The 26,987-nt window shown below is 40.2% G+C and carries 22 protein-coding genes; 14 read left to right on the top strand and 8 right to left on the bottom strand.

Translation table 11 applies throughout. The annotated features are described in order from the left end of the window. Window positions 1–7: 7 nt before the first annotated feature. The gene (locus tag J663_RS08255; RefSeq protein WP_033849030.1) at window positions 8–3,505 is read right to left on the bottom strand and encodes a PAS domain-containing hybrid sensor histidine kinase/response regulator; all 3,498 of its coding nucleotides are present in this window, start codon (window positions 3,503–3,505) and stop codon (window positions 8–10) included. Window positions 3,506–3,686: 181 nt separating this feature from the next. On the opposite strand from J663_RS08255, the gene J663_RS08250 reads away from it, so the two are divergent. The 4 genes from J663_RS08250 to J663_RS08235 all read left to right on the top strand — a co-directional run bounded on the left by J663_RS08250 (window position 3,687) and on the right by J663_RS08235 (window position 8,735). Beyond that, a complete protein-coding gene (locus J663_RS08250; RefSeq protein WP_000372818.1) occupies window positions 3,687–4,019 on the top strand; it encodes a DUF485 domain-containing protein in 333 nt (110 codons plus the stop codon). A gap of 1 nt (window position 4,020) precedes the next feature. After that, window positions 4,021–5,736, top strand: a complete 1,716-nt coding sequence (locus tag J663_RS08245; RefSeq protein ID WP_002121878.1) for a cation acetate symporter — start codon at window positions 4,021–4,023, stop codon at window positions 5,734–5,736. Window positions 5,737–5,908: 172 nt separating this feature from the next. Continuing rightward, complete coding sequence (locus J663_RS08240) at window positions 5,909–6,601, top strand: ion channel (protein WP_005066857.1); 693 nt, start codon at window positions 5,909–5,911, stop codon at window positions 6,599–6,601. A 166-nt stretch (window positions 6,602–6,767) separates the two neighbouring features. Beyond that, window positions 6,768–8,735 (top strand): BCCT family transporter, encoded by a 1,968-nt coding sequence (locus J663_RS08235; protein WP_033849028.1) that lies wholly within the window; start codon window positions 6,768–6,770, stop codon window positions 8,733–8,735. A 59-nt stretch (window positions 8,736–8,794) separates the two neighbouring features. On the opposite strand, the gene omp33-36 is transcribed toward J663_RS08235, so the two are convergent. Beyond that, window positions 8,795–9,697, bottom strand: a complete 903-nt coding sequence (gene omp33-36, locus J663_RS08230) for a porin Omp33-36 (protein WP_002122006.1) — start codon at window positions 9,695–9,697, stop codon at window positions 8,795–8,797. A gap of 1,010 nt (window positions 9,698–10,707) precedes the next feature. On the opposite strand from omp33-36, the gene J663_RS08225 reads away from it, so the two are divergent. After that, the gene (locus J663_RS08225) at window positions 10,708–12,417 is read left to right on the top strand and encodes a GGDEF domain-containing protein (RefSeq protein ID WP_033849026.1); all 1,710 of its coding nucleotides are present in this window, start codon (window positions 10,708–10,710) and stop codon (window positions 12,415–12,417) included. 32 nt (window positions 12,418–12,449) lie between these two features. On the opposite strand, the gene uvrA is transcribed toward J663_RS08225, so the two are convergent. Further along, a complete protein-coding gene (gene uvrA / locus J663_RS08220; RefSeq protein ID WP_017387552.1) occupies window positions 12,450–15,284 on the bottom strand; it encodes an excinuclease ABC subunit UvrA in 2,835 nt (944 codons plus the stop codon). Between the two features lie 296 nt (window positions 15,285–15,580). Between uvrA and J663_RS08215 the strand changes: the two genes are divergently transcribed. The 4 genes from J663_RS08215 (at window position 15,581) to J663_RS08200 (ending at window position 17,977) form a co-directional block, all read left to right on the top strand. Next, window positions 15,581–16,183, top strand: a complete 603-nt coding sequence (locus J663_RS08215) for a TetR/AcrR family transcriptional regulator (protein ID WP_005804456.1) — start codon at window positions 15,581–15,583, stop codon at window positions 16,181–16,183. Window positions 16,184–16,186: 3 nt separating this feature from the next. Next, entirely contained in the window at window positions 16,187–17,164 is a 978-nt protein-coding gene (locus J663_RS08210; protein ID WP_033849024.1) for a zinc-binding dehydrogenase, read from the top strand. A gap of 65 nt (window positions 17,165–17,229) precedes the next feature. Beyond that, complete coding sequence (locus J663_RS08205; protein ID WP_005066877.1) at window positions 17,230–17,583, top strand: DUF1304 domain-containing protein; 354 nt, start codon at window positions 17,230–17,232, stop codon at window positions 17,581–17,583. A gap of 52 nt (window positions 17,584–17,635) precedes the next feature. Further along, entirely contained in the window at window positions 17,636–17,977 is a 342-nt protein-coding gene (locus J663_RS08200) for a GlpM family protein (RefSeq protein WP_004789991.1), read from the top strand. Between the two features lie 48 nt (window positions 17,978–18,025). On the opposite strand, the gene J663_RS08195 is transcribed toward J663_RS08200, so the two are convergent. The 3 genes from J663_RS08195 to tenA form a co-directional block, all read right to left on the bottom strand. Then, window positions 18,026–18,826: an SDR family NAD(P)-dependent oxidoreductase gene (locus tag J663_RS08195; RefSeq protein WP_033849022.1), complete on the bottom strand. Its 801-nt coding sequence runs from the start codon at window positions 18,824–18,826 to the stop codon at window positions 18,026–18,028. Window positions 18,827–18,929: 103 nt separating this feature from the next. Next, window positions 18,930–19,301, bottom strand: coding sequence for a MerR family transcriptional regulator (locus tag J663_RS08190; RefSeq protein ID WP_005078608.1), 372 nt, complete (start codon window positions 19,299–19,301; stop codon window positions 18,930–18,932). 66 nt (window positions 19,302–19,367) lie between these two features. Then, window positions 19,368–20,042 (bottom strand): thiaminase II, encoded by a 675-nt coding sequence (tenA, locus tag J663_RS08185; RefSeq protein ID WP_033849020.1) that lies wholly within the window; start codon window positions 20,040–20,042, stop codon window positions 19,368–19,370. Between the two features lie 262 nt (window positions 20,043–20,304). Here tenA and J663_RS08180 point away from each other — a divergent pair, with 262 nt between their 5' ends. The 3 genes from J663_RS08180 to ssb all read left to right on the top strand — a co-directional run bounded on the left by J663_RS08180 (window position 20,305) and on the right by ssb (window position 23,537). Further along, complete coding sequence (locus J663_RS08180; RefSeq protein ID WP_005066886.1) at window positions 20,305–21,387, top strand: DUF475 domain-containing protein; 1,083 nt, start codon at window positions 20,305–20,307, stop codon at window positions 21,385–21,387. A gap of 146 nt (window positions 21,388–21,533) precedes the next feature. Continuing rightward, complete coding sequence (locus J663_RS08175) at window positions 21,534–22,898, top strand: MFS transporter (protein WP_005078603.1); 1,365 nt, start codon at window positions 21,534–21,536, stop codon at window positions 22,896–22,898. A 51-nt stretch (window positions 22,899–22,949) separates the two neighbouring features. Further along, entirely contained in the window at window positions 22,950–23,537 is a 588-nt protein-coding gene (gene ssb, locus J663_RS08170; RefSeq protein WP_005804461.1) for a single-stranded DNA-binding protein, read from the top strand. Between the two features lie 40 nt (window positions 23,538–23,577). Here ssb and J663_RS08165 read toward each other — a convergent pair whose 3' ends face one another. Continuing rightward, complete coding sequence (locus J663_RS08165; RefSeq protein WP_002117414.1) at window positions 23,578–23,901, bottom strand: AzlD domain-containing protein; 324 nt, start codon at window positions 23,899–23,901, stop codon at window positions 23,578–23,580. Continuing rightward, window positions 23,898–24,593 (bottom strand): AzlC family ABC transporter permease, encoded by a 696-nt coding sequence (locus tag J663_RS08160; protein WP_005804464.1) that lies wholly within the window; start codon window positions 24,591–24,593, stop codon window positions 23,898–23,900. The genes J663_RS08165 and J663_RS08160 overlap by 4 nt, the downstream gene beginning before the upstream one ends. A 68-nt stretch (window positions 24,594–24,661) precedes the next feature. Here J663_RS08160 and J663_RS08155 point away from each other — a divergent pair, with 68 nt between their 5' ends. Both J663_RS08155 and J663_RS08150 read left to right on the top strand, forming a co-directional pair. Next, the gene (locus tag J663_RS08155) at window positions 24,662–25,210 is read left to right on the top strand and encodes a helix-turn-helix domain-containing protein (protein WP_002117406.1); all 549 of its coding nucleotides are present in this window, start codon (window positions 24,662–24,664) and stop codon (window positions 25,208–25,210) included. A 305-nt stretch (window positions 25,211–25,515) separates the two neighbouring features. Further along, on the top strand, window positions 25,516–26,958 hold the full coding sequence (locus J663_RS08150; RefSeq protein WP_033849018.1) for an amino acid permease: 1,443 nt from the start codon (window positions 25,516–25,518) through the stop codon (window positions 26,956–26,958). The last annotated feature ends 29 nt before the right edge of the window (window positions 26,959–26,987 follow it).

The following is a 26,987-nucleotide window of genomic DNA, read 5'->3' as shown; positions in this document are numbered from 1 at the left end:
AAAAAAATTAATCTGTCTCGCTGGCAATTTTAAGACCCGATAGCCATGCTCTTAGAGAAGCTGGTTTAAGCGGTTTTTTGAGTAAAACAATATTCAGTTCTTTCAATTGTTGAGGTAACTCAGGATGAGAGTCAGCAGTAATTAAAGCAACAGGAACATCATATTGACGATTTTGCAAAATAAAATCGACACCGAGTTGGTTGTTGTTTAAATGCTGATCGATAAGCCAGACCTGAATATTCTCTTTTTGAATAATTTCAAGTGCTTGTTCAGGTTCAGTGGCTTTAAAAACCTCATAACCCCATCGACCTAATAAGCTGCTCATACCCTCAAGAATGGTTTCATCATTGTCTAAACATAAAATCCGATAGGCTTTGGTTTTTAAAGGTACTGCCTGTACGGTTGGGGTTATCACTTTTGGAGCTTCTACCACTGGAACCTCAATCATAAAGCAGGAGCCTTTATCGAGTTGTGAATAGACATGGACTGGATAATTCAACAAACCCGTCATACGCTGCACAATAGCAAGCCCCAAACCTAAACCTTGTTCGCCCCAAGGTGATAAATGCCCACAGCGTTCGAATTCTTGAAATAGTTTAATACGTTGCTCTTCGGCAATTCCGGGACCTGTATCCCAGACACCAATTCGAATGTGTCCAGGTTTTTGTGCTGAACGTAATACACCAACAATCACTCGGCCTTTGGCTGTATAACGCAGTGCATTACTCACAAAGTTTTGAATAATGCGTCGTATCCACTGTGGATCTGTGTCAATCCAGAACGATACATCATGAACTTTTAATGAAATATTTCGTTGTGCAGCAATCGACTTAAACTGTAGTTCGAGGTCGCTTAATAAATCGTGCAGAGGATAAGGCTGTCTTTTTGGTTGTATGGTGCCGCCTTCCAAACGCGCAATATCTAGTAGGGCAGAGAGCATACTTTCTGCACCATACAAAGCACGGTCAAGTTGCTGTAGAGTCTGACGGTCTTCTTCAGTTGCAATGCTTTGTTCAAGAACAGTACTAAACAGACGGGCAGCGTGCATAGGTTGTAATAAGTCATGACTTGCCGCAGCAATAAAGCGGCTTTTTGACATATTGGCCATATCGGCTTGTTCGCGCGCAAGCTGTTGCTCGGTTAAGGCATCGGCAAGTTGTTGGGTTCTGTCTTTTACGCGTGCCTCAAGTATTGCCTCATTCGCACGGAAAGCTGTAATGTCGGCGAAGGTAGTTACAAAGCCCCCACCTGAAATAGGATTACCACGCATTTGAATAACGCGTCCGTCTTTACGGATTCGTTCAAATTCATGCGCACTTCCGACTTTCATCCAGTGTAAACGTTTGCGAACATGTTCTTCGACTGAACCGGGGCCGCATTCGCCGCGTTCAGCGTTATAACGAATCAGATCGGCAATTGGACAACCCACATAAACTAAATCTTTAGGGTAGCCAAACAGTTTTAAATATTGGTTATTCCAAGCCACCAAACACATGTTTTTATCGACCACACTTACCCCTTGGGTCATGTGGTCAATCATGGTCATCAGCAAGTTTTGATTGAAACGTTGCCATTGCGAGGCTTGGTCTAAAATATTGGCGACTTGGCCTAATGCCAAACCATTATTAATCATTGCTGTGGTAAGTAATGTACGTGCAGAAGCGGCCCCGATAATGCCCGCAAGATATTGCTCGGTGAACCGCCACCACATGCCATTGGCGATACTATTCGGGTTAAGCGTGAGATGATTTTGTTCACAAAAGTTCTCGAACGCTTGTGTTGTGGGTTGCTCACCCGTAATTCTTTTAGCAAGCGCAAATAAATCGCCTACTTTTAAACGTGCAGCATCGTGCGGTAAATAAGTTAAATCGGTAGAGGTATGGGGAGATGGCAGGGGCTTAGTTTCGTAATAAAAAAAGCTTTCTGCCTGAATTTGTTCTGCCACACTTGGGCGGTAAATTTTAGAAATCCAAATATATAAAACAATATTTAAACCAAGCGACCAAATAACGCCGTGTGTAAGTGGAGCAAATGACTCAAAGCCAAAAAGTGATTCTGGACGTAATGCATTAATTCCCAAAGGACCAAAAAGCAAAATACTTTGGGCTGTTTCTTGATAGGCTTCCGGCAAACTACGTAAGATGGTTGGAAATAGTAATGTGTAACTCCACATTAAGAATCCAACAATAAGACCTGCATAAACGCCTTGGCGACTTCCACCTCGCCAATACAATCCACCAATTAGTGCAGGAGCAAATTGAGCAACCGCACTAAACGCTAATAAACCAAATACTGAAAGCTGGTTAATATCATTAAAGAAATGGAAGAATAAAAAGCCAAGTAGCATCACCGCGACAATACTAATACGACGGCTGAATTTAAGAACTTTAGGTAGATGTTTGTCATGTCGTGAAAGCAACTTGAAGCGCCACAGGGCAGGCATAATCAAGTCATTACTGAGCATGATAGACAGGGCAACAGATGAAACCAGTAACATGCCTGTTGATGCAGAGAACCCACCTAAAAAGGCCAGTAGGGCTAACCACTCTTGGTTATAACTCAGGGGTAATGAGAGTACTGCCACATCAGGCACTGTTAGGAATTTTGGCGCTGCATGCAAGGCCCAGCTTGCAATTGGGATAATTGCTAAAATTGTTAGAATGAGATAAGCCGCAAACCATTTACGTGCACCGCGAATGTGCTTTTCATCGCGTAATTCGACAACAGCCACATGAAACTGGCGGGGTAAACAGATTATTGCCAGACCTGCCAATAATGTCTGAATCCAGAAAGTTTCAGGCACCCCAAATAACTGAACTTCTTGAAAGGTTTGGTTTACGTCGGCTGAGACTTGTACTAAGTTCGCGGGTGCTTCAAAAATAAAAAATAAAGCGACACAGATTAGGGCGAATAATTTTACAAAAGATTCAAATGCCACCGCTAACATGAGGCCGCCATGCTGTTCGGTATTCGCAATCTGCCTTGTGCCAAAAATCATGGCCAAGATCGCAAGGACACTAGTTAATAGCAATACGCTATTGGTAGTCGTATGAATATGAGCATTTTGCTCCAATATGACTGATGTACTTAAGGCAATTGCACGTAACTGTAGGGCGAGGTAGGGAATAATCGCAATAACTGCCAAGATCGTAACCAGCGATGCCAATACGCCGCTTTTGCCATAACGTGCAGCAACAAAGTCAGCAATTGAGGAAATCGCGTGGTGCTGACGTACTCGACCTAAACGTCGCCAGATATCGTAACCAAACCAGACAAATAACAGCGGACCTAAATAAATAGGTAAGAAAATGACGCCTTCTCGGACGGCAGCTCCGGTTGCACCATAAAATGTCCAAGATGAACAGTAAACACCTAAGGTCAAACTAAACAAGAACATCCGGCCACGTGTACTCAGGCGACTAGCATGCTTCTCGCCAAAAAAAGCACAAATGAATAAGAGTGCTATATAAAGAGTGAGTACCCCAATAATCAGCCAGCTGTTCATATGACCTACATGATTAAAACCTTGCGCCTATCATACCGCAAGCAGAAACAAAGCTATAAATTGATTAAATTTTAACGACCAAAGTCTAAGTTACGAATTACACGTTATTTTGCTAATTTTAATAATGAGAAACTACTATTAAAAAAGTGACCAAGGTTGGGCACAGGCAAGGAGTTTGGTTATGGATCAGAGCCAAGTAGAACAGATTCTACGCAATCCAAAGTTTCAAAAGATGGTCAAGAAAAAAAGTGCATTAAGCTGGACGCTCACAATCATTATGTTAGTGCTTTATGTAGGCTTTATGCTACTTGTTGGCTACAACAAAGAATTTTTAATGAGTTCATTTAGTGGTGGTGTAACGACATGGGGTATTCCACTAGGCTTAGGAATTATTGTTTTATCTTTCCTACTGTGTGGCGTGTATTCCTATATCGCAAACAATACCCTTGACCAGTTGAGTGAAGAAGCGTTGAAGGAAGTTGAAGCCATCACGCATGAGAAAGGATTACACTAATATGAAATGGAATTCATTAAAAGCGAAAGCCTTATTGGCAGCAGCATCGCTATATTCAACTGTTGCTATGGCTGGTCCAGATTTGGGTGAAGCCGAACAGCAAGCCACTAACTGGCATGCCATTATTATGTTCTTGATCTTTGTTGGTTTCACTTTGTTTATTACTAAGTGGGCTGCAAAACAAACTCAATCAGCACAAGATTTCTATACCGCAGGGGGCGGAATCAGCGGTTTCCAAAATGGATTGGCAATTGCCGGTGACTATATGTCAGCTGCATCTTTCCTCGGTATTTCCGCGATGGTGTTTAGTTCGGGTTTTGATGGCTTACTTTATTCTCTTGGGTTTATGGTAGGTTGGCCAATCGTTTTATTCTTGGTTGCAGAGCGTTTACGTAACCTTGGTAAATACAACCTTTCAGATGTAGTGTCATTCCGTCTCGAAGAAAAACCGGTCCGTACTTTAGCTGCCTTAAGCTCGCTTGTGGTTGTCGCATTCTATTTGATCGCTCAAATGGTAGGCGCGGGCCAGCTCATCAAATTACTATTTGGTTTGAACTATAACATCGCTGTTGTCATCGTTGGTCTATTAATGATGGCATACGTAATTTTTGGTGGCATGTTGGCAACAACATGGGTACAGATCATTAAAGCGGTCATGTTACTCAGTGGTGCGACTTTCATGGCATTCATGGTAATGAAAGCGGTTGGTTTCAGCTTTAGCAATATGTTCACTCAATCAATTGAAGTATTCAGTAAAGTTCACAGCGTAAGCTTTGAAGAAGCTGCAAAAATTATGGGTCCGGGTAAACTTGCCGCAAACCCGATTGATGCATTGTCTCTTGGCTTGGCACTCATGTTTGGTACAGCGGGTCTTCCACATATTCTTATGCGTTTCTTCACTGTAAAAGACGCAAAAGAAGCGCGTAAATCGGTTGTGGTTGCGACAGGTTTCATTGGTTACTTCTATCTTCTAACTTTCATTATTGGTTTCGGTGCGATCCTTTTCGTATCAAACAACCCTCAATTCCTTGATGTTGCAAAAATGGCAGTATCAGGCAAGCTTGAACTTGTTGGTGGTAACAACATGGCAGCCGTGCATTTAAGTGACGCTTTAGGCGGTGACTTATTCATGGGCTTCATTTCAGCAGTAGCGTTCGCAACGATTCTTGCTGTTGTTGCTGGTTTAACACTTTCAGGTGCATCTGCAATTTCACATGACTTATACGCTAACGTATTCAAGAAAGGTCAAACGACTCCAGCTTCAGAACTTCGTATGTCAAAAATTGCGACACTTGGTTTAGCAATCTTTGCCATGATTTTGGGTATCTTGTTTGAAAAACAAAACGTAGCATTCATGGTGGGCTTAGCGTTCTCTGTGGCATGCTGTGCAAACTTCCCAATTCTTGTTCTATCAATGTTCTGGAAAGGTTTAACCACTCGTGGTGCAGTTATCGGTGGTGTGGTTGGTCTTGTAACAGCAGTAGTACTGATTGTTCTGTCTAAAGCGGTTTGGGTAGATACTTTAAAAATCTCTGATACACCAGTTAACCCATTCAATGGTCCTGCATTATTTGCGATGCCATTGTCATTCCTTTGCTGTTGGTTCTTCTCGGTGACTGACAACTCTGCACGTGCTAAAAAAGAGCGTGCTGCATTCGATGCCCAATACGTTCGTTCAATGACAGGTATCGGTGCTTCTGGTGCCTCAGATCACTAAAATCAAAATGGATTAAATATCTATCTCATTAAAAGCCCTGCGGGGCTTTTTTTGTTGATCTCATACATTAAAGTGAAAGAAGCTCTTTAATAAAGAACAACTTGTTTGTCCTATTTTTTGTACAGTATGATTTCCTATAATTCAAAACATAATGAAAAAGGAAAATAATTAAATGCGATCTATTATGGACTTCTGGGCGAGCTTTCGACTGCTACCTTCTGCATGGTTGCTGCTTGTGCAATTTATCCTACTCATTTTGGCCATGCTCACTTTTCATGATGTATTTTACCGGACCCTAACGTGGGCTTTAGGAGTGCTTGCCTTACTTATTATTGCCAAAGTGATTCGCCAAACCCCAATGTTTACTTTTCTGGGATTAACTTTTGTCAGTGGAGCGATTATATCCTCAGTCTTTATTTTATTGGGCTATAGCAATTTAACGATCCAGATTTTTGCCCATAGCTGTGAAGCGCTGGCTTACTTCTCGGCTGCTTACGGTTTATTTCGTTATATGTTTGCTGACCGATATTTAACAAGAGATGAATTATTTGCAGCCGCCGCGGTTTTTACTTTGCTTGCTTGGGGCTTTGCATTCCTCTACAACATTTGTCAGCTATTGATTCCGGCTAGCTTCCAAAACCCAAACAATGTTCATCATTTACAGACTTGGTTAGATCTACTGTTCCTGAGCTTTAGCTTACAGTCAGCAACAGGCTTATCTGATTTAATGCCACTTAGTCCACCAGCACGCGTTTTGGCCATGCTACAAATGTTTTGTGGCGTGATGTATCTCGCTTTGATTGTCACACGTTTAATTGCTCTACAGTACATTGCCCACCCAACAAAGAAAGATTCTGACAAATAAAGGAGAAGGTGTTTTAATTTTTTACACCTTTGTAACTGCAATATTATTTAAGTTTATTTAAAGTATTATCGGCTTTCTCTATTGAAAGATTTAACTTTGTTCATTCTGTGAATGTCTTTATTGGCTTTATGCCTGTCACTTTTCATTAAAATAACATGGAGGAGTTATGCCTTCCAAACAACCAGGTTGGTTCGCAAACGTTAATCCTAACGTATTTTTTGGTACGGTCATTATCATTGCTTTTTTCTTGGCAGTTGTTGTGATCGCCCCGAGTTCTTTTGAACTTCTAACGCAGCAATTAAAACAATGGATCACCGATTCATTTAGCTGGTTTTATGTTTTATCTGTAGCCTTCTTTCTCATTTTATTGATTTATATCGCCTGTTCATCAATAGGTCGAATTAAATTAGGACCTGACCATAGTCAGCCTGAATATAATAATGGGTCTTGGTTTGCCATGCTGTTTACAGCAGGGATGGGTATCGGTCTCATGTTCTTTGGGGTTGCCGAACCTGTCATGCATTATGTTAATCCACCAAGTGGAGATGCTCAGACTATTGAGGCGGCACAGCAAGCATTAAGGGTGACCTTCTTCCACTGGGGCTTGCATGCGTGGGCTATTTACGCAGTGGTCGGATTGGCATTAGCCTATTTTGCTTATCGACATAATTTACCGTTAAAGACCCGTTCAGCCCTTTATCCACTCATTGGTAAGAAGATTTATGGGCCTTGGGGTGACAGCATCGATATATTCGCGACCATTGGTACAGTATTTGGTGTAGCAACTTCTCTCGGGTTTGGCGTTACCCAGATTAACTCTGGTTTACATTATTTGTTCGGTGTCGAGCAAAGCACCCATATTCAAGTATTACTCATTATTTTTGTGAGCATTTTAGCTTCCTTATCTGTGTTCTTAGGTCTTGATAAAGGGGTTAAACGTTTATCAGAGCTAAACTTAGTCTTAGCCTTAATATTATTAGTCTTTGTTTTTATCGCTGGTCCTAGTATTTATTTACTCCAGACTACTATTCAAAACACTGGGCAATATATCTCTAACCTTTTTACCATGACATTCAATTTATACGCTTATCAGCCGAATGGATGGATTGGTGGTTGGACAATTTTATATTGGGCTTGGTGGATTTCTTGGTCGCCATTTGTGGGTATGTTTATCGCAAGGGTTTCACGTGGTCGTACCATTCGAGAATTTATTGTAGGGGTTCTCCTCATCCCGACAGGCTTTACCATTATCTGGATGGGCTTTTTAGGAAACGCTGCATTATTTAGCATTATTCATGAACATCAAAACACTCTTATTCAGGCTGTTCAGCAAGACTCATCAGTAGCTCTATTTGAGTTTTTAGGACACTTACCGTGGTCAGGTGTCATGAATATTTTGGCTACCGTTTTAGTTGTTTTATTCTTTGTGACCTCTGCTGACTCGGGAGCATTGGTAACAGACTACTTAACTGCAAAAACTGAAAATTCACCAACTTGGCAGCGTTTGTTCTGGACAGTACTGATGGCTGTACTCGCCATTATTTTATTGTTAGTCGGTGGTTTGGCTGCGCTTCAATCTTCCATCATTATGAGCGCATTGCCGTTTACTGTGGTTATGCTGTTCATGAGTTGGGGATTAATAAAAGCATTGCATCTTGATGTCACGAAAATGCAAGCAATTCAGGAAGCTCGAATTACCCCACGTGCCATTCATAATCCAAGAAGCTGGCAACAGCGGCTAGGTTTAATCATGCACTATCCTCATAGTGAAGAAGAGGTTAGAGAATATATCGAAAAACAAGTAGCTCGTGCGTTTGAAAATATCAAACATGAATTTAGACGCCGTCATTTAGAAGTTTCAATTACTCAACTTGAGGATGGGATGCAGCTTCGAGTCGATCATCACAATGAAATTAATTTTATTTATAAAGTTGTTTCACGTGAAACAGTACCACCAAGTTTTTTAATTGGACGTACTGAAGCCGAAGATGGGCAATATTTCCAAGCCGAAGTGTTTTTAAGAGAAGGTGGACAGAACTATGATGTAATGGATTGGACCCAAGAGGATTTGATCCAAGACATTATCGATCAATATGAACGCCATTTATATTTCTTAAATATTGTACGAAGCTAAATTTAGCTGTAAAAAAAGGACTCAATTGAGTCCTTTTTTAATTCGATTTCTAAATTAAATTAGAAACGGAATTTAGCATTTAAGCCGATAGTTTGTGTATCGTAGCTAGACTTTTTAACGTCAGCTTTCATGTACGATGCACCAACTGCTACAGCTGGAGTAATGAAGTAGTTTACGTTACCACCCCAAGCTTGACGGAATTCACCAAGGTCATTGCCTTTGATGTCAGCTGAACCATCGTTACCAACGAAAGAAGCGCCAACGCTTAACTTAGGAGTTAAGTAAAGGTCAGTTTTCAAACCGTATTGGTTTTCTTGACCGAAAGCACCAGCAGCTTCAAAACCAATTGCCATGTTAGTTCCATCGATTGGACCTACATATTTAGCACGAGCTGTAACAGCATCTTGGTCGTCTTGAATCGCAGCAGTTTGGTTCGCAGCAGTGTAGATACCGTTGCTGATGATACCGAAGTTATCTAAAGCGAATTGGTTTGCAACGCTTGTATAACCAACAGTCATTAAGAAGTTAGGTAACAACATAGCACCAACTTCTAATGCATAACGGTCACCGTTGTCATCACGAGAGATAGCGTTTTTACCATCAACATCAGTGTGGTTATAAGTTGCGCTAGCGTATACAGGAAGGTAAGGAGTAGGAACGTAAGCCTCACCTTTAACGCCGTATGTACCAACGTGGTAGTTCAAACCGTTGTTTTGGTCATACTGTTGGTAGCTATAACCTAAAGATACGCTAGAAGCTTGGTTCAAGAAAGCTGCTTCAGCTAAAGGACCCTTAGCGGTATCAACATTTTTTAAATAGAATGTACCAGCAACGTCACCAGTGAAGTTTTTATCGTTTGCAGTTGTGTCAACATATTCAGATTGACCTTGAACTTCAAATTGATAAGCATGAGCACCGGTCATGGCTAATAATACAGCAGTGGCTAAACCAAGTTTTTTCATAATCATTTCCAGCATTAACAAGAGATAAAGCTGGGGTCATTGTATTGTAACAATTTATGAAGTCAATAATCTAGAAAAGGTAATGTTAAAGATATTTGACACTTATGTTAAAATTGGTGAAAAACTAATCAAATGAAAAGTGGTTTGTCAACCTGATAAAAAAATGAACATTTACAATAAGCTAATAATTATATTTCATTAAGAATTAAGAAGTAAATGTTAAAAAGATATTACAATTGTGATTGGAAAAATAGATTGCATTAATCGGTTTTAACATTAACAAAAATATAGCTGTGTTTACAATGTGAGTAAAAAACCGCCATTTTATTGTCAAATTCGTTTTATTTTGAGGAATAGTTAACAATATTTGGATTAGTTTAACTAAAAAATTTAACTATTCTTAATTATTATATAAGTGAATAAAATAAAAGAAATCTCTATTTTAAGTTGAAAAAACGATTAAAATTTTAATCCTGATTAATTTAATCAACTTTACAAAGGTAGAGGTAAATCACATAATTCGATTGCAAAGTTCACTGCCTAACGTTTTTTAGGATTTAAAGTGCTTGCCCAGATACGATGTGTAGAACACATCAGATTTTACGAGCTCAGCTTTCCCCAAGGTTGAGCTTTTTTTTATCTGTAAGAAAATCTAAAAATTAAAATAAGAGTTATGTGAATTTTATTGAAAAAATGAGAGGCCAAAAAGAGCCCAGCTTAAAGCTGGGCAGTGGATGCTGGGAGAGGCATCCAAGAGGACAAGTAAATACTGTTTTTACTATCATGATTAAAAATCTTTAATCTGTAAAATAGAGTTTTTTTATAAAAAGCATTCAATTTTTCGATTCATTTTGTTATTTAAGCTGACAAAATTTAGGGATCGTATAATTATTAAAAAAGAAATGAAGGGGTTAATGATGAAATTTTAGTTATTAAAATGCTAGGATGGATTTAAGCCTAATTTATATCGTATTAAAAATGGCAGGACATTTACGGAGTACCAGCTAGAAATGTCAGGATTACGTTCAGAGCATATTAGTAATCGACTGTTCTTTTTTATGCTGGTTATTATTTTATCCTTATTATTCATGGCAGTACCTCTTATTGTGGGAAGCTATCAGGATTATATAAAAACTAGACAAGCCCTAGCTGAAATAAAAAGTTTAAGAGCAGTAGCCGATATTGCCTATAAAGTTTCTAAGGAACGTGCTCCTGCTAATAAAATGATGTCGAGTGGTCCTCATGATTTGGTAAAAAATCAGCAAGAATTAAAAAAATTTCGTTTAATCGTTGATGCGCAAATTGATACAAGCATTTTAATTTTAAAACAAGCTGGTTATGTTTCCTTAGCAAATGAGCTCCAAACTAATTTCAAAGAAAATCTTAGACAAGCCCGACGTGTCGTTGATTATTATGGTGAAACTCCATATGCAGCCAGAACTTCTGTTCAACTGGATAATGCCATTTTAGGAATGTTTGGCGCATGGGATAACTGTAGAGAAATACTACAAAAACTAATGTTGCAGTTAAAAAGTAAAGACAGCCGTATTTCTAATTACTTTACGCTTATTATCGTTCTAACTGATATGCGTGATCAGGCTGGGCGTATGGCCTCTAACATTATTGCTCCCGTCAGTTTTAATGAAGAGATTCCAAGTAATAATCGTGCTCGTTCATTACAAACTCAACATCAAGCTAGATATCTATGGATTTTGGTCGATACCTTACAGCCTGAACAGGCAAAAACTCCAGAATACCGTCGGTTATATTCTAGAGTGAAAACAGAGTTTATAGATCAGGGTATTCCGATTGTAGAAAGGCTATTAGAAGAAAGCCAAAAGAGCGAACCATATTTTTTAAGTGGTACACAGTTAACCGAAGCAATTGTAGGTAAATTTACCACTGTGGTTGATTTGCAGAGTTATATTCTTAATGAGAGTGTGGTCATTGCCACTCAAGAAAATGCAATTGCTCGAAATGGTTTCTTTTTAACTTTATTTATTTCTCTAATTTCTTTAGCAACAGCATTACTTACTCTGATATATGCGCAAAGACGAGTATTTTCGCCTTTAATTAAAGCGAGAACTTTAATTTTAGATTTATCGCATAGTTCTGATCATTGTAAAGATGAGATGAATGTCACCACCAAAGGTGAATTTTTTTCCCTATTTGAAGCAATTGACCGATTACAACGTATGTTGCAACAACGGGACGCTTTTGAATTTCAGTTAAAGAATATTGCCAATACTGATCCACTCACCGGAGTCTCCAATCGTTTAGCTTTATCTGAATATTTAAAAATTGTTGAAAGTTACCCTCAAAAATTTACGCAAACCTGTTTAATGATTATTGATATTGATCGTTTTAAACAGGTGAACGACCAATATGGGCATATTGTAGGTGATCGCGTCATTGTCAGTATTGCCGAGCAATTAAAGCAAAATATTCGAAGTTCGGATTTAATTGTTCGTTATGGGGGTGATGAATTTTTAATATTGCTAGAGCAAGTACAATTTGTAGATGCTCGTCTTTTAGCAGAGAAAATACGGATGGCGATTTCTTTAGAAGAGATTGATTTATCTGGTTCAGAAGAAAAGTTGCATGTGTCTGTCAGTATTGGTTTTGCTATCGGAGCGGCGAGTTGGATAGATCTTTTAGAAAAAGCTGACCGTTCACTCTTAAGAGCAAAAGCCCGAGGTCGAAATGCAGTTGAGGGGTAAAAAAAGCCGGAAATGATTTCCGGCTTTTTATTTTATTGCTTCAACATCGGTTTTAAGAAGCGACCTGTATGGGAAATCTCAACTTCTGCCACTTGTTCAGGTGTGCCTTCGGCAATGATCATACCACCGCCCGAACCACCTTCAGGGCCTAAGTCCACAACCCAGTCTGCTGTTTTAATCACATCAAGGTTATGTTCAATCACCACAATGGTATTACCCTTGTTACGTAGCTCATGCAAAATATCGAGTAACTTGGCAATATCATGGAAATGTAGACCTGTTGTTGGTTCATCCAAGATATATAAAGTTTTACCCGTATCTCGTTTTGCTAACTCACGCGCAAGTTTTACACGTTGCGCTTCACCACCAGATAAGGTCGTAGCGGCTTGACCTAAACGAATATAGCCTAAGCCCACCTGAGTTAAGGTTTCTAAGCGGCGGTGGATGACTGGAATTGCACTAAAGAATTCAGCAGCATCTTCAACCGTCATTTCTAAAACATCAGAAATGTTTTTGCCTTTATAGCCGACTTCAAGCGTTTCACGGTTATAACGTTTGCCATGACATGCATCGCAAGGCACATACATATCTGGTAAGAAGTGCATCGCGACTTTAATCATGCCGTCGCCTTCACAGGCTTCACAGCGTCCGCCTTTGACGTTAAACGAGAAGCGACCTGCACTATAACCACGCGCTTTTGCCTCTGGGGTTTGAGCAAATAACTCACGGATTGGCGTAAATAACCCTGTATAAGTCGCTGGGTTAGAACGCGGTGTACGGCCAATCGGGCTTTGGTCAATATCAACAACTTTATCTAGATGTTGAAGTCCATCAATCGAGTCAAACTTTTCAGCGGTTAACGTCGTTGCGCCATTGAGTTGTGTTGCAGCTAATGGAAGCAAAGTACGGTTAATCAGTGTTGATTTACCCGAACCTGAAACGCCAGTCACACAAGTCATAATGCCGAGCGGAATTGTTAAATCGACATTTTTTAAGTTATGACCTGCTGCACCTGAAAGTTTGATAACTTCATCTGGACGTGGTGATTCAGTACGTTTTTTTGGCACTTCAATTTTGAGTTTGCCAGAAAGATACTGTCCTGTAAGTGAGTCGGCATGTTTAGCCAATTCATCATACGTGCCTTCAGCAATAATCACACCGCCGTGTACACCAGCACCAGGACCGATATCAATAATATGGTCAGCAGCACGGATTGCATCTTCATCGTGTTCAACGACTAATACCGTGTTGCCTAAATCACGTAAGCGAATCAGAGTTTGTAATAAACGATCGTTATCGCGTTGATGTAGACCAATTGATGGTTCATCGAGCACATACATGACGCCCATTAAACCTGCACCAATCTGCGAAGCTAAACGGATACGCTGTGCTTCACCACCAGATAGGGTTTCGGCAGAGCGAGCTAGACTTAAATAGTTAAGTCCCACACTCACCAAGAAATGTAAACGCTCTCGAATCTCTTTAAAGATTTTATCTGCGATTTCGCCTTTAGCACCTTCAAGGTTTAAGCCTTGATAGTAGCTTTCAGCGTCACCAATCGACATGCGGGTAATGTCAGCAATAGTTTTGTCTTTCACACGAACATGACGTGAAATTTCATTAAGACGTGAACCATCACATGCATCACACGCTGCATTAGAAAGATATTGCGCTAAATCATCTCGTACATAGTTACTTTCAGTTTCACGGTAACGACGTTCAAGGTGCGGCAAAATTCCTTCAAATGGTTGCACGCGAGTGTGTTTGCGGCCACGTTCGTCGATATAGCTTAAATCAACTTTTTCTTTGCCCGTACCTTGTAAGAATTTCTTTTGAGTATCTTTATCTAGCTGATTCCAAGGCGTATCAAGTTTCAAACCAAAATGATCGGCAACTTTTTGCAGCATCGAATAATAATATGGACGCTGACGGTCCCAACCACGGATAGCACCTTCACTAATCGCAAGGTCAGGATTTGGAATGAGCTTTTCAGAACTAAAATGACTGCGTGTACCTAAACCATCACAAACAGGGCAGGCACCAAACGGGTTGTTAAATGAAAACAAACGCGGCTCAAGCTCTGCGACTGCGCGATCACATTCAGGACACGAGTGCTTTGCAGAAAAAACGCGATCAGGATGTTCACCATTCATCCATGATAAAACTGCAATATCGCCACCTAAACGTAGTGCGGTTTCAAATGATTCTGCAATACGGTTACCTAAGTCTTCACGTACTTTGAAGCGGTCAACAACGACTTCAATGGTATGTTTTTTCTTTTTGTCGAGTTCTGGTGGTGTATCAATATCAATGATTTCGCCATCCACACGGGCACGAACAAAACCTTGGCCTTGTAGTTGTTCGAACAGGTTACTGTACTCACCTTTACGCTCACGAACGACAGGGGCAAGCAACATAAGTGCTGTGCCTTCTTCAAGCGTTTTTACCGCATCGACCATTTCAGAAACAGTTTGCGCGACCATTGGTAAGTCGTGTTCAGGGCAGTAGGGCGTGCCAACACGTGCATAAAGCAAACGCAAATAGTCATAAATTTCGGTAATCGTACCAACCGTTGAACGTGGGTTATGACTGGTAGATTTTTGCTCAATGGCAATCGCTGGTGATAAACCTTCAATCGAGTCGACTTCAGGCTTTTCCATTTGCGATAGAAACTGACGGGCATACGCTGAAAGTGATTCGACGTAACGGCGTTGTCCTTCGGCGTACAGGGTATCGAAGGCAAGAGAAGATTTTCCTGAACCTGATAACCCCGTAATTACCACAAATTTGTCGCGTGGAATATCGAGAGACACATTTTTTAAATTATGGGTACGTGCGCCTCGAATACGGATATGACTTTGGCTCATAAAACATCTCAATTATATATTGATGAAAATTTAGGTGCTGATTGCTCAGTCGCAGAGAGGTGTGACTGGTTATAAGCAACAGACCCTATATATGATAACGATTTAAAATTGTTCAAGTGGTACAAAATGATTTAAAGCGACAAATTGTGACGGTTAAACGACAATCGACAAAATTTGTTTAAATAAGCAGATTGTATTTTTAACATTCCTTACTTCAGATTTCTACTCTAAGCAAATTTTAACCAGCAACATAACTTTACTAGACGACTGGTCTAATAGTTGTTTATGATGTGTGCATGAAACGATTAAATAAAAGTGAAACCACGCGACAACACATTTTAGATACGAGCTTTGAGCTGGTACTACGTAAAGGTTTTGTCGGTGTTGGTTTGCAAGAAATCTTAAAGGCTTGTGACGTACCCAAAGGTTCGTTCTATCACTACTTTGCTTCGAAAGAGGCATTTGGCTGTGCATTGCTCGAGCAATATATGGCTGATTATAAAGTTCGTATGGAACAACTTTGGCAACGCAGTGAGCAAAGTGCCCATGCTCGTTTAATGGCCTTATGGCAGGCATGGATTGATGATCCTGTAAACGGTAGTTGGGCTGAAAACTGTTTGATTGTGAAGTTGGCGGCAGAGGTTTCTGACTTGTCAGAAGACATGCGTCAAATTCTCAATGATGGCGTGCACAAACTAACGCAACGTTTGGCTTTGCTACTCAAAGAAGGGCAACAAGAAGGATCAATTCCAAAACATATTGAGCCTTTAAAAACTGCGCAAGTCATGTATCAGTTATGGTTAGGTGCTGCTTTACTCACAAAATTGTCGCAAGACAAAGCACATCTACATCTAGCTTTAGAAACGACCCAACAACTCATAAAACCGATAGAGGAATAAAGCATGCGAAGTATTATCCATGGTAATTTTGGCGAACCTGTAGACGTTTTAGAGCAGGCGGATATGCCAAAGCCAGAACCAAAAGCAGGCGAAGTGCGTATTAAAACCATCATGTCTCCAATTCATAATCATGATGTATGGACAGTACGTGGAAGCTATGGCTACAAGCCAACCTTACCTGCGATTGGTGGTAGTGAAGCGGTTGGTGTTGTAGATGCGTTGGGTGAAGGCGTTTCTCATGTACAGGTAGGGCAGCGTATTGCAGTGGCAGCTGTGCATGGCAGTTGGGCTGAATACTTTATTGCACCTGCTCATGGGATTATTCCACTCAACAATGAAATTGATGATGAAACAGCAGCACAACTGATTGGTATGCCAATTAGTGCCCTCATGCTACTGGACTTTGTAAATGTTCAACCGAGTCAATGGTTAATCCAAAACACAGCGAATGGTGCAGTAGGTAAAACAGTTGCCATGATTGCTCAGGCACGTGGTTTACCTGTCATTAATCTGGTCCGTCGTACTGATGCGATTGCAGAGATGCAAGCATTAGGTATTCAGCATGTTGTTGCGACTGATCAGCCTAACTGGAAAGAACAAGTTAAACAGATTCACGGCGACCAACCGCTGATTGCTGGTGTGGACTCGATTGGAGGAACCGCAAGTGGCGAAATGCTGAATTTACTCAGTGAAAATAGCCTACTCGTTTCGTTTGGCAGTATGACTGGCGAAACCATGCAGATTTCATCGGGCGATTTGATTTTCAAACAAGCGACAGTAAAAGGTTTCTGGGCGAGTGTGGTCAATAAAGAAATGCCAGCAGCTCGTAAAAAGGAACTGATCGTTGAGCTGCTAACACTAGCGACTCAGAAAAAATTAATTCTGCCTGTAGAAGGTGTATTTAGTTTTGATGAGATTAAAACTGCTGCTCAAAGAGCAACGCAAGGCGCTCGTCAAGGCAAAGTATTACTAAAGCCGTAAAACACTAAAAGATCAGTCGAGAGACTGATCTTTTTTCATATCTTTAAAATAAAAAGGAAAATCGTATGATCGGACAAATTTTAATTGCACTTATCGCAATATTACATGTCTATATTTTAGTGTTAGAAATGTTTTTGTGGGACAAGCCTTATGGCATGAAAGCCTTTGGAAATAATGCCGAAAAAGCAAAACTCACCAAAGTCATGGCACAGAACCAAGGTCTTTATAATGGCTTTTTAGCGGCGGGTTTATTCTGGTCCTTATTAGTTGATGCACCATTTGCGACATCAATTGCCAACTTCTTTTTAGGCTGTGTACTCATTGCCGGTATCTATGGTGGTCTAACTGCCAGTAAAAAGATTATTTATATTCAGGCAGTTCCAGCATTGATTGCTTTAGTCGCTGTTAATTTTCTTTAAAAAGCGCAAAATACAGCGTTTTGAAATGGAAATAACCAGATAGGATCAGCGCATGTGGGCGTTATTTTTAAAATGTATGTTGGGGGCTGGGGTTGTCCTCATTATTTCGATTTTATCGAAAAGTAAGGCATTTTATATTGCTGGTTTAGTCCCACTTTTTCCTACCTTTGCTTTGATTGCTCACGTGATTGTTTATCAGCAAAAAGGAGCCGAGGCATTACAAAAAACGGCTCTGTTTGGTCTATGGTCACTTATTCCTTATGCCATTTATTTAGTTGCTGTTTATGTGCTGGCAACACGCATGTCGATGTGGTCTTGTCTAGGACTGGCAACGCTATGTTGGGTTGTGGCTGCGGCAGGTTTGATTTATGGCTGGCAGTTATTTCAGCATTAAAAGATTAAGGAAAACTCCTTAATCTTTTAAATCGAACCATTTTTATGGTTACTCAACAACACGAGTTCTGAGCATGCCTTCAACTAAATTGATCATTTTTTTGCGGGAAAGAATGCGGGGTAATTGAGACGTCAAATAATTTCTACATCCCACCACAACCGTTGATTTATTCTTATCTAATGCTTTAACTGTTGCAGACACAACGTCTTCAACCGTAGAGCTTTTCATACCACTCGTATCGGCATTTGCGACCTGAGTAAAATTGGTTTGGGTATTGCCCGGACAAACCGCCAGAAATTTAACTCCTGAAGAGCCGTATTCTCCTGCAAGAGCCTCAGTAAATTGCAATACATAAGATTTAGTTGCCCCATACACAGCAATATAAGGCAGGGGTTGAAACGCACCTGTAGATGAAATATTAATCATGATGCCTTTTTTGTTCGCAAGCATGTGGGGCAAAAATAAATAACATAAAGACGTTACACTGCTGATATTTAGCGTAATCATTTCTTGATAAATAGATACAGATTGATCTAGAAATTTAGTCCATTTACCAAATCCTGCGTTATTAATTAAAATCTCTACCGATAAGTTTCTGGCTTGCACTTCATCAAATAAGCTTTGAGCTGAATGGGGTTGAGCTAAATCTAAAATGATCACCTCAACATTCACGTTATATTTTTTGCTAAGTTCATCGGCTAAATCAGTCAGTTTCTGCTCAGAGCGTGCCGTTAAAATCAGGTGAATTCCTAAAGATGCAAGTTCTTGAGCATAGGCTTTGCCTATTCCTGAAGATGCGCCTGTAATTAATGCTGTTGAATTTTTAAATGAAGAAAGGTGAGTGCTCATTTTATTGGTCCGTAATAAAAGAAGCTATTACCATAAACCTTGTCCTTAAGGGCAGAGTCAAGCACTCATTTTGAAAGCTATTTTTAGATTTTAATAAACTGTTTTAAGCAGAAATCTTATTGGTAATATAAGTTTGAATAATCTCATCTTCTAGTTGTTTTAAATCTTTTTGCAAACGGCTTAAAGCTTCTTTTTGCTCAATAATTTGTTGGTTCTTTTTTTGAATAAGCTGCTGTGCAATTTCTACAGGAAAACGATTATTTTTATATTTTAAAGCTGACAGGTCATAAAGCTCGGAAAGGCTAAATCCAACAGCTTGTGCAAGGCGAATCATCTTAACCGATTGAACATCAATCTCTTCATAAATACGATAATTGCCTTTTCTTTTTGCGACTGGCAGTAAGCCTAATTTCTCATAATGCCGAATGGCTTTAGGAGTGGCACCAGTCAAAGCCGCTAATTCGCCGATATACATATCTGTCTCGCATTTTATTGAAAATCGATCAGGCTATTAAGTGCACTGACCGATTCTTTTGAAGTTTTAAATGTGATCTAAACCTAACCATTGTCTTTGATGGTAAGCACTGTCCCAAAATAACCATTCAAGTTTTGCACCCATCGTGTATGCAGCATGCATTTTTTCTAACGTGTCTGCATCACAACGTGCGGCAACTTTATCTACTGTGGCAATTACATTACGAACGGCGGTATGGAACTCTTCACCTGCATAGGTATCAATCCATGCTTGGTAAGGGTTATTTGGAATTGATTTATTTACAATATCTTTGCCAACTTCGGCGTAAATCCAGAAGCAAGGTAATAGTGCAGCGAGTACGACTGGGTAGCTTTCAGACCAAGCAGTTGCTGTCAAAAATGAAGTGTAATGATGGCCTGCCAAGGTCAACGGCGTATTTTTAAATTCTTCTTTGGTGACACCAAAGTTTTTCATGAAGTCATCATGCAAGCTACGTTCAACCACAATTGCAATTTTCGCTGCATCTGAAAATTGCATAATATCGTCAGCATCAAAAGCTTTAGCTGCTGCAACAGCCAGCACACGGCCATAGGCCACTAAATATTGAGCATCTTGAATAACATAATGACAAAATGCTTCTTTATCTAAAATACCGTTAGCAAGTTCCTGATTAAAAGGCAGGTCGAGAATTTTTTGATATAAATTTAAATTACGTTGCCAGAGTTCTTGAGAAAAAAGCATAAAATCATTCCATTTAAAATTAGACAGCTAAACTGGATTTTAAATCAATTTTAAAATACAAAAATAATAATGATAGATATATCGAAAGAAAATATTTAATACGATTAATGAGTTAATTAAATATTATAAATTTCTTTATTAAACATATAGATAAATGAAATTGAATAACGGCACAAAACAACATCGTTTTGTGGTTAATTATCGATATAATAGCGGCGGTTTTTAAGAAAGATTAAATTTATTCTTGGTATAGGTCTGATCCATGAAGCATTTCCGATTTTCGATATTTTTTACGGTGGTGTGTTTAGCACTATCCGCGTATTGGGGTTTTACCCATGGACCTGAAGCGGGCGTGTCTACCATGCTTAAAGCTTTAACAATTACAGCCATTTTAGCTGTAATGGAGGTCTCTTTATCTTTTGACAATGCTGTCGTAAATGCATCGGTTCTACGTAACTGGGATCCGTTCTGGAAAATGCTCTTTTTAACGGTAGGTATTTTAATCGCCGTTTTTGGTATGCGTTTAATTTTCCCGGTGGCTATTGTTGCGGTGACTGCGGATATGGGAATGATTGAAGTAGCTAAGTTGGCACTCAATGATCCGAAAACTTATTCTGAACGTTTAATGGCACATCACGCTGAAATTTCGGCTTTTGGTGGAACATTCTTATTATTGGTGTTCTTAAACTTCTTCTTTGATGAAGAAAAAGAAACCCATTGGTTCAGATGGCTTGAAGCTAAACTTTCTAGTTTAGCAAGCGTACCAGCAATGTCTGTCTTTATTGCTCTAATTGCGATGTTAATTATGGCAGCAAATGTTGATGAGTCGCAGCGCCTTGTGGTGACTATGGCTGGGATTTGGGGCATTGTGGTTTATATTGGCGTTGAAGTATTAAGTCATATGTTAGGTGGTGAGCCTGAAATTGACGAAGATGGCAATGCTATTATGAAAGATGGATCGGGCGCGGCTTCTGGCGTAGTTAAAGCGGGTATAGGTGGTTTCTTATATCTTGAAGTATTAGATGCATCATTCAGTTTTGATGGCGTGATTGGTGCTTTTGCAATTACTAGCGATGTTGTCGTGATTATGCTGGGCCTTGCGATCGGCGCTATTTTTGTCCGTTCAATGACAGTTTACCTTGTTGAAAAAGGCACACTAGATGCCTATGTGTTCTTAGAACATGGTGCGCATTATGCGATCGGTGCTTTAGCATTCATTATGATTGCAAGTGGTACAGGCGTACATGTACCTGAAGTTGTTACTGGTTTAATTGGTGTAGCGTTTATTGTTTGGGCGGTTATTGCTTCAATTCAATATTCAAAGCGTGAGCAACAATCGCCTTAAGCTAATTTTCAGTAAAGTTCGATAGAATAAAGAGGCTAAATGCCTCTTTATTTTTTTAAGCCCAAATCGTTATTTTAAATAAGGTGTTCCGTATTTTTAGAAACGAATCGGCTTATAATTTACCTAGTTTGATAACGTGTATTGATATGATGAATGCTTTGGAACGTCGCTCAACTTTTGCCTTAAGTAGTATTTTTGCGCTACGCATGTTGGGCTTGTTCATGATTATTCCTGTCTTTTCTGTAGTTGGGCAGTCATATCAATATGCGACTCCAGCACTCATTGGTTTGGCTGTAGGTGTCTACGGCTTAAGTCAGGCGATTTTGCAAATTCCATTTAGCTTACTGGCAGATCGTTTTAGCCGTAAACCGCTTGTGGTATTTGGTCTATTACTGTTTGCGATTGGTGGTGCAATTGCGGGTTTATCTGACACGATTTATGGCGTAATTATTGGCCGTGCTATCGCTGGCGCTGGTGCAGTTTCAGCTGTTGTCATGGCGCTTTTAGCAGATGTGACGCGCGAAGAGCAACGTACTAAAGCCATGGCTGCCATGGGCATGAGTATTGGTCTGTCTTTTGTGGTGGCTTTTAGCCTTGGGCCTTGGCTCACAAGCCTTGTCGGCATTTCTGGTTTGTTCTTTGTGACAACCATTATGGGCTTAATTGCGATTGCGATGTTATTGCTTGTACCTAAAGTGACTCGCCACCATCGTAATTATCAACAAGGCTATATGGCGCAGCTTAAGCAAGTCATTCAAATGGGTGATTTAAACCGTTTACATGTTTCGGTTTTTGCATTGCATTTATTGCTGACCGCCATGTTTATTTATGTGCCTTCACAGCTCATCGAGTTTGCACATATTCCTTTAGCAAGCCATGGTCTAGTGTATTTACCACTGTTAGTCATTAGCCTGTTCTTTGCATTTCCAAGTATTATCATTGCTGAAAAATATCGCAAAATGCGCGGGATTTTCTTAACAGCAATTACAGGCATTATTGCAGGTTTGCTGCTGCTCATATTTGGTTATCAGTCAAAATATGTTTTGCTTGCTGGCCTAGGAATTTTCTTTATTGCATTTAATGTGATGGAGGCTTTATTGCCTTCTTGGTTGTCGAAGTCTGCTCCAATTCAGTCAAAAGCAACGGCTATGGGCGTAAATGCCAGTAGTCAGTTTTTAGGCGCTTTTTTTGGTGGCACACTAGGTGGTCAATTATTGATGTTACATAATACTGCGATTGGATGGAGTGTCTTAGCAGGGATTGCTATAATATGGTTGCTAATTAGTTTTGGTTTAGCTCAGCCGCGGTATTTGTCATCGATTGTGTTGCCATTGCCGCAAGTGCAACAGGTGAATGAGTGGACCACACAGCTATTGGCAATTCGTGGTATCGAAGAAGTTGTGGTGATGCCTGACCAGCAAGTTGCTTATATTAAAGTCGATAAACAGTCTCTAGATGATGCTGCGCGACGTGATTTAACGCAGTTGTTCGGTAAAGAGGTAGCCATTTAAGCATAACTCTTATAAAGTAAAACATAGAAATGTATAGGATGAAGACAGCTAATGCGTGGTGTAAATAAGGTTATTTTGGTTGGTACTTTGGGTCGTGATCCTGAAACAAAAACTTTTCCAAATGGGGGCTCGTTGACCCAATTTTCAATCGCGACAAGTGAAGCTTGGACTGATAAAAATACCGGTGAACGTAAAGAACAAACAGAATGGCACCGTATTGTTTTGCATAACCGTTTAGGGGAAATTGCTCAGCAGTTCTTGCGTAAAGGTTCTAAGGTTTATATTGAAGGTTCACTACGTACGCGTCAGTGGACAGACCAAAATGGCCAAGAGCGTTACACTACAGAAATCCGTGGCGACCAGATGCAAATGTTAGATGCTCGTCAACAAGGTGAACAAGGTTTCGCTGGTGGTAATGATTTTAATCAACCACGTTTTAACGCACCTCAACAAGGTGGTAATGGTTATCAAAATAATAACAACCAAGGTGGCGGCTATGGCCAAAACAGCGGTGGTTATGGTAGCCAAGGTGGTTTCGGTAATGGTGGAAGCAACCCTCAAGCGGGTGGTTTTGCGCCTAAAGCGCCACAACAACCAGCTTCTGCACCAGCTGATTTAGACGACGATTTACCGTTCTAATCAAAGTTTCAAAAAAGGCGAGTTTATCTCGCCTTTTTTATTACTCAATTCCAAGCAAACGTATAAGTGCCGTGCCGGCAGCTGCCAAGCAAATCACCAATAAAAGCGGTACTTTTTTCCAAACTAAGAACAGTGCTAAGCCAACACCAAATATACGCGCGAATCCCGCAAAATGTTGACCTTCAAAAAATGTTGTCGTCACTGCAATCGCACAGAGCAAAACAGTCGCACCGTTTGAGAGTAAAACTTGGTATTTTTCAGAAAAAGAGAACTTGGCACCCAAGTGAAACCCAGCAAAGCGAATCCCATACGTTCCAAGTGCTAGCAAGCCTATACCTAAAATAATTAGTAATTGTTGACTCATTTCTTTCTACCAAATATTAAGCCAAAAAGTGAAATCAGAATTGGAAGTCCTGAGGCCAAAAAAGGTGTGGTGATCAGTGCTAAAGTTGATCCGGCAAATGCAGCTTTTCGAGTGGATTTATTCTTTAAAGCATTAAAAGTAAGTGCAATTAAAATCGCGGGGAAAATGGCATCTAAGCCAAATGTTTTTGGGTCTGGAATAGCACTTCCAATGAAATAACCCGCAGTGACACCCAGTGGCCAACTGAGCATAATGCATATACCACATAACCAGTAAGCAGCCTTTTTCGTTTCAAAATCGGGCTGTGCCATACCAAACAAAACGCTTTCATCGTTCATGATATGAGCCCCGAAATATCGAGAATATTTGCCACGGATTAGTTCATTGACCGCAATACCAAAAGGTAGATGTCTTAAATTGACGAGTAGTCCTGCAATCGCAGCTGCAATTGGGCTACCACCTACAGCCAAGAAACCAATAAAAATAAATTCAGCAGTTCCTGCGAGCACAAACACGGATAGACAAAGCGGGATCCAAAGCGCTAAGCCATAACTTGCAGCAAGTGAACCTAAAGACATACCAACGACACTCGTCGCTAGACATACAAAGAAAATCGAGCGGGTAGTGTCTTTACTTAGTTTTTTAATCAAAGAGTATGTGGACATAGCATGATATAACGAACGATTTTCCATTATAATGAATAAGTCTGATCGTTTTGTCAAAACGAACGATCGTTTTTTTTATAGAACGGATGTGGTGAATGTCTCAGCCAATCGAAATTATTGCCAAAGGTTTAACGCGTGAACGTCAAAGAGCAGGGCTTTCATTGGCAGAGGTTGCTCGTCGTGCAGGTGTTGCCAAATCGACTCTTTCACAATTAGAAGCGGGCCAAGGTAACCCTAGCATTGAAACCTTATGGGCACTTTGTGTGGCGCTCAATATTCCATTTGCACGGTTGATGGAAGAACCAAGCAATCAGGTACAAGTCATTCGCTGTGGTGATGGTCCAACAGTGAGCTCAGAGATTGCCAATTACAAAGCAATTTTGCTGGCGACTTGTCCACCCCATGCCCGTCGAGATGTGTATTTACTGATTGTTGAACCAGGCGAAGACCGTCTTTCAGAACCTCATCCAGTTGGTTCTGTGGAGCATATTATTGTGGTTGAAGGTAAAGCTTTGGTGGGCTTAATTGATGAAGCTGTTGAGCTTGGTGTTGGAGACTATATTTGTTATCCAGCTGACCAGAAACATATATTTAGAGCGTTGGAAACAGGCACAAAGGCATTGTTAATTTCTGAACAAAACTAAAGAATTTCAATCTGATTAAAATAAAAACTAAAAGCCATTTACCAGCATCCCCTACAAAAAGGGCCAATTTTGCGTATAAATTTTGCAATTGGCTCTCTCTTTTATTACAAAAATGGCTCTCGTTTCTTGAGTGCCGAAACGACAAATTAAAGCTATTGGAAGTATGCATACGGAAGCGCCGGATAAGCTCAGTGAATTTTCTGTTTTAGGAATTGGGCAGAACGGCTAAATTTTTAGGGGATTTTTTTTGGCTTCGGAGGATTTCCGAGACTAGCCGATATCCTCCATATATTAAGGAAAATGATATGGCAGCTCATCAAAATGGTTCTGAAGCCAATCACTCCCAAAGTTTAAAACATGGACTCAAATCACGCCACCTGACCATGATCTCGATTGCAGGGGTTATTGGTGGTTCTCTATTCGTCGGCTCAGGCAGTATTATTTACAATACTGGACCTGTAGTTTTCTTAACTTACGCTTTAGGTGGTCTACTTGTTTGGTTCATCATGCGTATGTTAGGCGAGATGGCCGTTTTAAACCCTGATAGTGGCTCTTTTTCAACTTATGCTGACCGTGCGATTGGCCGTTGGGCAGGTTTCTCAATTGGTTGGTTGTACTGGTGTACTCTGGCCATGCTGATGGGGTGGGAAGCCTATGTGGCAGGAAAAATTCTAAACAATTGGTTCCCGTTTATACCGATCTGGGTCTATATGGTCGTGGTGATTGGCGCACTGGTTGTTGTTAATTTACAAAACGTGAAAAACTATGGTGAATTTGAGTTTTGGTTCGCCCTCATCAAAGTCATCGCGATTGTTATTTTCCTTGTGATTGGTAGTTTAGCCATCATGCATTTGTGGCCTTGGGGTAATCCGGCTGCTTCTGGTATTAGTAATTTAACCTCTCAAGGCTTTATGCCAAATGGCGGCTCATCCGTTATCACAGCCTTGCTTGGGGTGATGTTTGCCTACATTGGCGCCGAAATTGTTACGGTAGCTGCAGCAGAATCGGCAAATCCATCAAAAGAAATTCGTAAGGCTTCGAACTCGGTGGTTTGGCGAATTATTTTATTCTACGTTGGTTCAATGTTCGTTGCGGTATGTTTGATTCCTCACAACAATGAACTTTTAAAAGATTCAACTTGGGGAACCTATAGCGTGACTCTGTCTGCACTTGGTATTCCAGGGGCGCGCCATATCGTAAACTTTGTAGTTCTAACCTCGGTATGCAGCTGTTTTAACTCAGCACTTTATACGTGTTCACGTATGTTGTTCTCTTTAGCTAAACGTGGTGATGCACCGAAAAGTTTTGGCTCTGTAAACAGTAAAAGCAGTCCTTGGGTGGGCGTGATTGTGTCATGCTTCTTCTCTGTAATTGCGGTAGTTTTAACTGCAACCGAGAGTATGAATGTTTATGACTTTTTCATGCTAACAACAGGTGCGGCAACACTGTATGTTTACCTGACTATTGCTTATTCTCAGCTTCGTATGCGTAAAAAATTAGAGGCTGAAGGCGTAAAAATTGACTTTAAAATGTGGATGTTCCCTTATCTAACTTACGTGGTGATCTTTGCAATTATTGGTGCAATTCTTACCATGTTGATTGAAGGCACCTACTTTAAAGAAGTGATTTACACCACAGCATTGTTCGGCATTATTGTGTTCTTCGGTTTGTTGTCTGAAAAATTGGGTTGGGGTAAAGATCGTCGCGCAACCCATTTAACTCATACTCATGAAGAAAAGTTAGTTTAAATTTTTAAACCAAAAGAGCCTCACAATGA

The sequence above is a fragment of the Acinetobacter sp. 826659 genome (assembly GCF_000588515.1).
Taxonomy (GTDB): Bacteria; Pseudomonadota; Gammaproteobacteria; order Pseudomonadales; family Moraxellaceae; genus Acinetobacter; species Acinetobacter pittii.
Note: the sequence above shows the minus strand (reverse complement) of the source record. Positions and strands in the feature narration are given on the sequence as shown.

Bases quoted from the DNA above. Each gene is read 5' to 3' on its own strand.
- J663_RS08255 (WP_033849030.1), bottom strand. From the start codon at position 3,505: ATGAACAGCTGGCTGATTATTGGGGTACTCACTCTTTATATAGCACTC.
- J663_RS08250 (WP_000372818.1), top strand. From the start codon at position 3,687: ATGGATCAGAGCCAAGTAGAACAGATTCTACGCAATCCAAAGTTTCAA.
- J663_RS08245 (WP_002121878.1), top strand. From the start codon at position 4,021: ATGAAATGGAATTCATTAAAAGCGAAAGCCTTATTGGCAGCAGCATCG.
- J663_RS08240 (WP_005066857.1), top strand. From the start codon at position 5,909: ATGCGATCTATTATGGACTTCTGGGCGAGCTTTCGACTGCTACCTTCT.
- J663_RS08235 (WP_033849028.1), top strand. From the start codon at position 6,768: ATGCCTTCCAAACAACCAGGTTGGTTCGCAAACGTTAATCCTAACGTA.
- omp33-36 (WP_002122006.1), bottom strand. From the start codon at position 9,697: ATGAAAAAACTTGGTTTAGCCACTGCTGTATTATTAGCCATGACCGGT.
- J663_RS08225 (WP_033849026.1), top strand. From the start codon at position 10,708: ATGTCAGGATTACGTTCAGAGCATATTAGTAATCGACTGTTCTTTTTT.
- uvrA (WP_017387552.1), bottom strand. From the start codon at position 15,284: ATGAGCCAAAGTCATATCCGTATTCGAGGCGCACGTACCCATAATTTA.
- J663_RS08215 (WP_005804456.1), top strand. From the start codon at position 15,581: ATGAAACGATTAAATAAAAGTGAAACCACGCGACAACACATTTTAGAT.
- J663_RS08210 (WP_033849024.1), top strand. From the start codon at position 16,187: ATGCGAAGTATTATCCATGGTAATTTTGGCGAACCTGTAGACGTTTTA.
- J663_RS08205 (WP_005066877.1), top strand. From the start codon at position 17,230: ATGATCGGACAAATTTTAATTGCACTTATCGCAATATTACATGTCTAT.
- J663_RS08200 (WP_004789991.1), top strand. From the start codon at position 17,636: ATGTGGGCGTTATTTTTAAAATGTATGTTGGGGGCTGGGGTTGTCCTC.
- J663_RS08195 (WP_033849022.1), bottom strand. From the start codon at position 18,826: ATGAGCACTCACCTTTCTTCATTTAAAAATTCAACAGCATTAATTACA.
- J663_RS08190 (WP_005078608.1), bottom strand. From the start codon at position 19,301: ATGTATATCGGCGAATTAGCGGCTTTGACTGGTGCCACTCCTAAAGCC.
- tenA (WP_033849020.1), bottom strand. From the start codon at position 20,042: ATGCTTTTTTCTCAAGAACTCTGGCAACGTAATTTAAATTTATATCAA.
- J663_RS08180 (WP_005066886.1), top strand. From the start codon at position 20,305: ATGAAGCATTTCCGATTTTCGATATTTTTTACGGTGGTGTGTTTAGCA.
- J663_RS08175 (WP_005078603.1), top strand. From the start codon at position 21,534: ATGATGAATGCTTTGGAACGTCGCTCAACTTTTGCCTTAAGTAGTATT.
- ssb (WP_005804461.1), top strand. From the start codon at position 22,950: ATGCGTGGTGTAAATAAGGTTATTTTGGTTGGTACTTTGGGTCGTGAT.
- J663_RS08165 (WP_002117414.1), bottom strand. From the start codon at position 23,901: ATGAGTCAACAATTACTAATTATTTTAGGTATAGGCTTGCTAGCACTT.
- J663_RS08160 (WP_005804464.1), bottom strand. From the start codon at position 24,593: ATGGAAAATCGTTCGTTATATCATGCTATGTCCACATACTCTTTGATT.
- J663_RS08155 (WP_002117406.1), top strand. From the start codon at position 24,662: ATGTCTCAGCCAATCGAAATTATTGCCAAAGGTTTAACGCGTGAACGT.
- J663_RS08150 (WP_033849018.1), top strand. From the start codon at position 25,516: ATGGCAGCTCATCAAAATGGTTCTGAAGCCAATCACTCCCAAAGTTTA.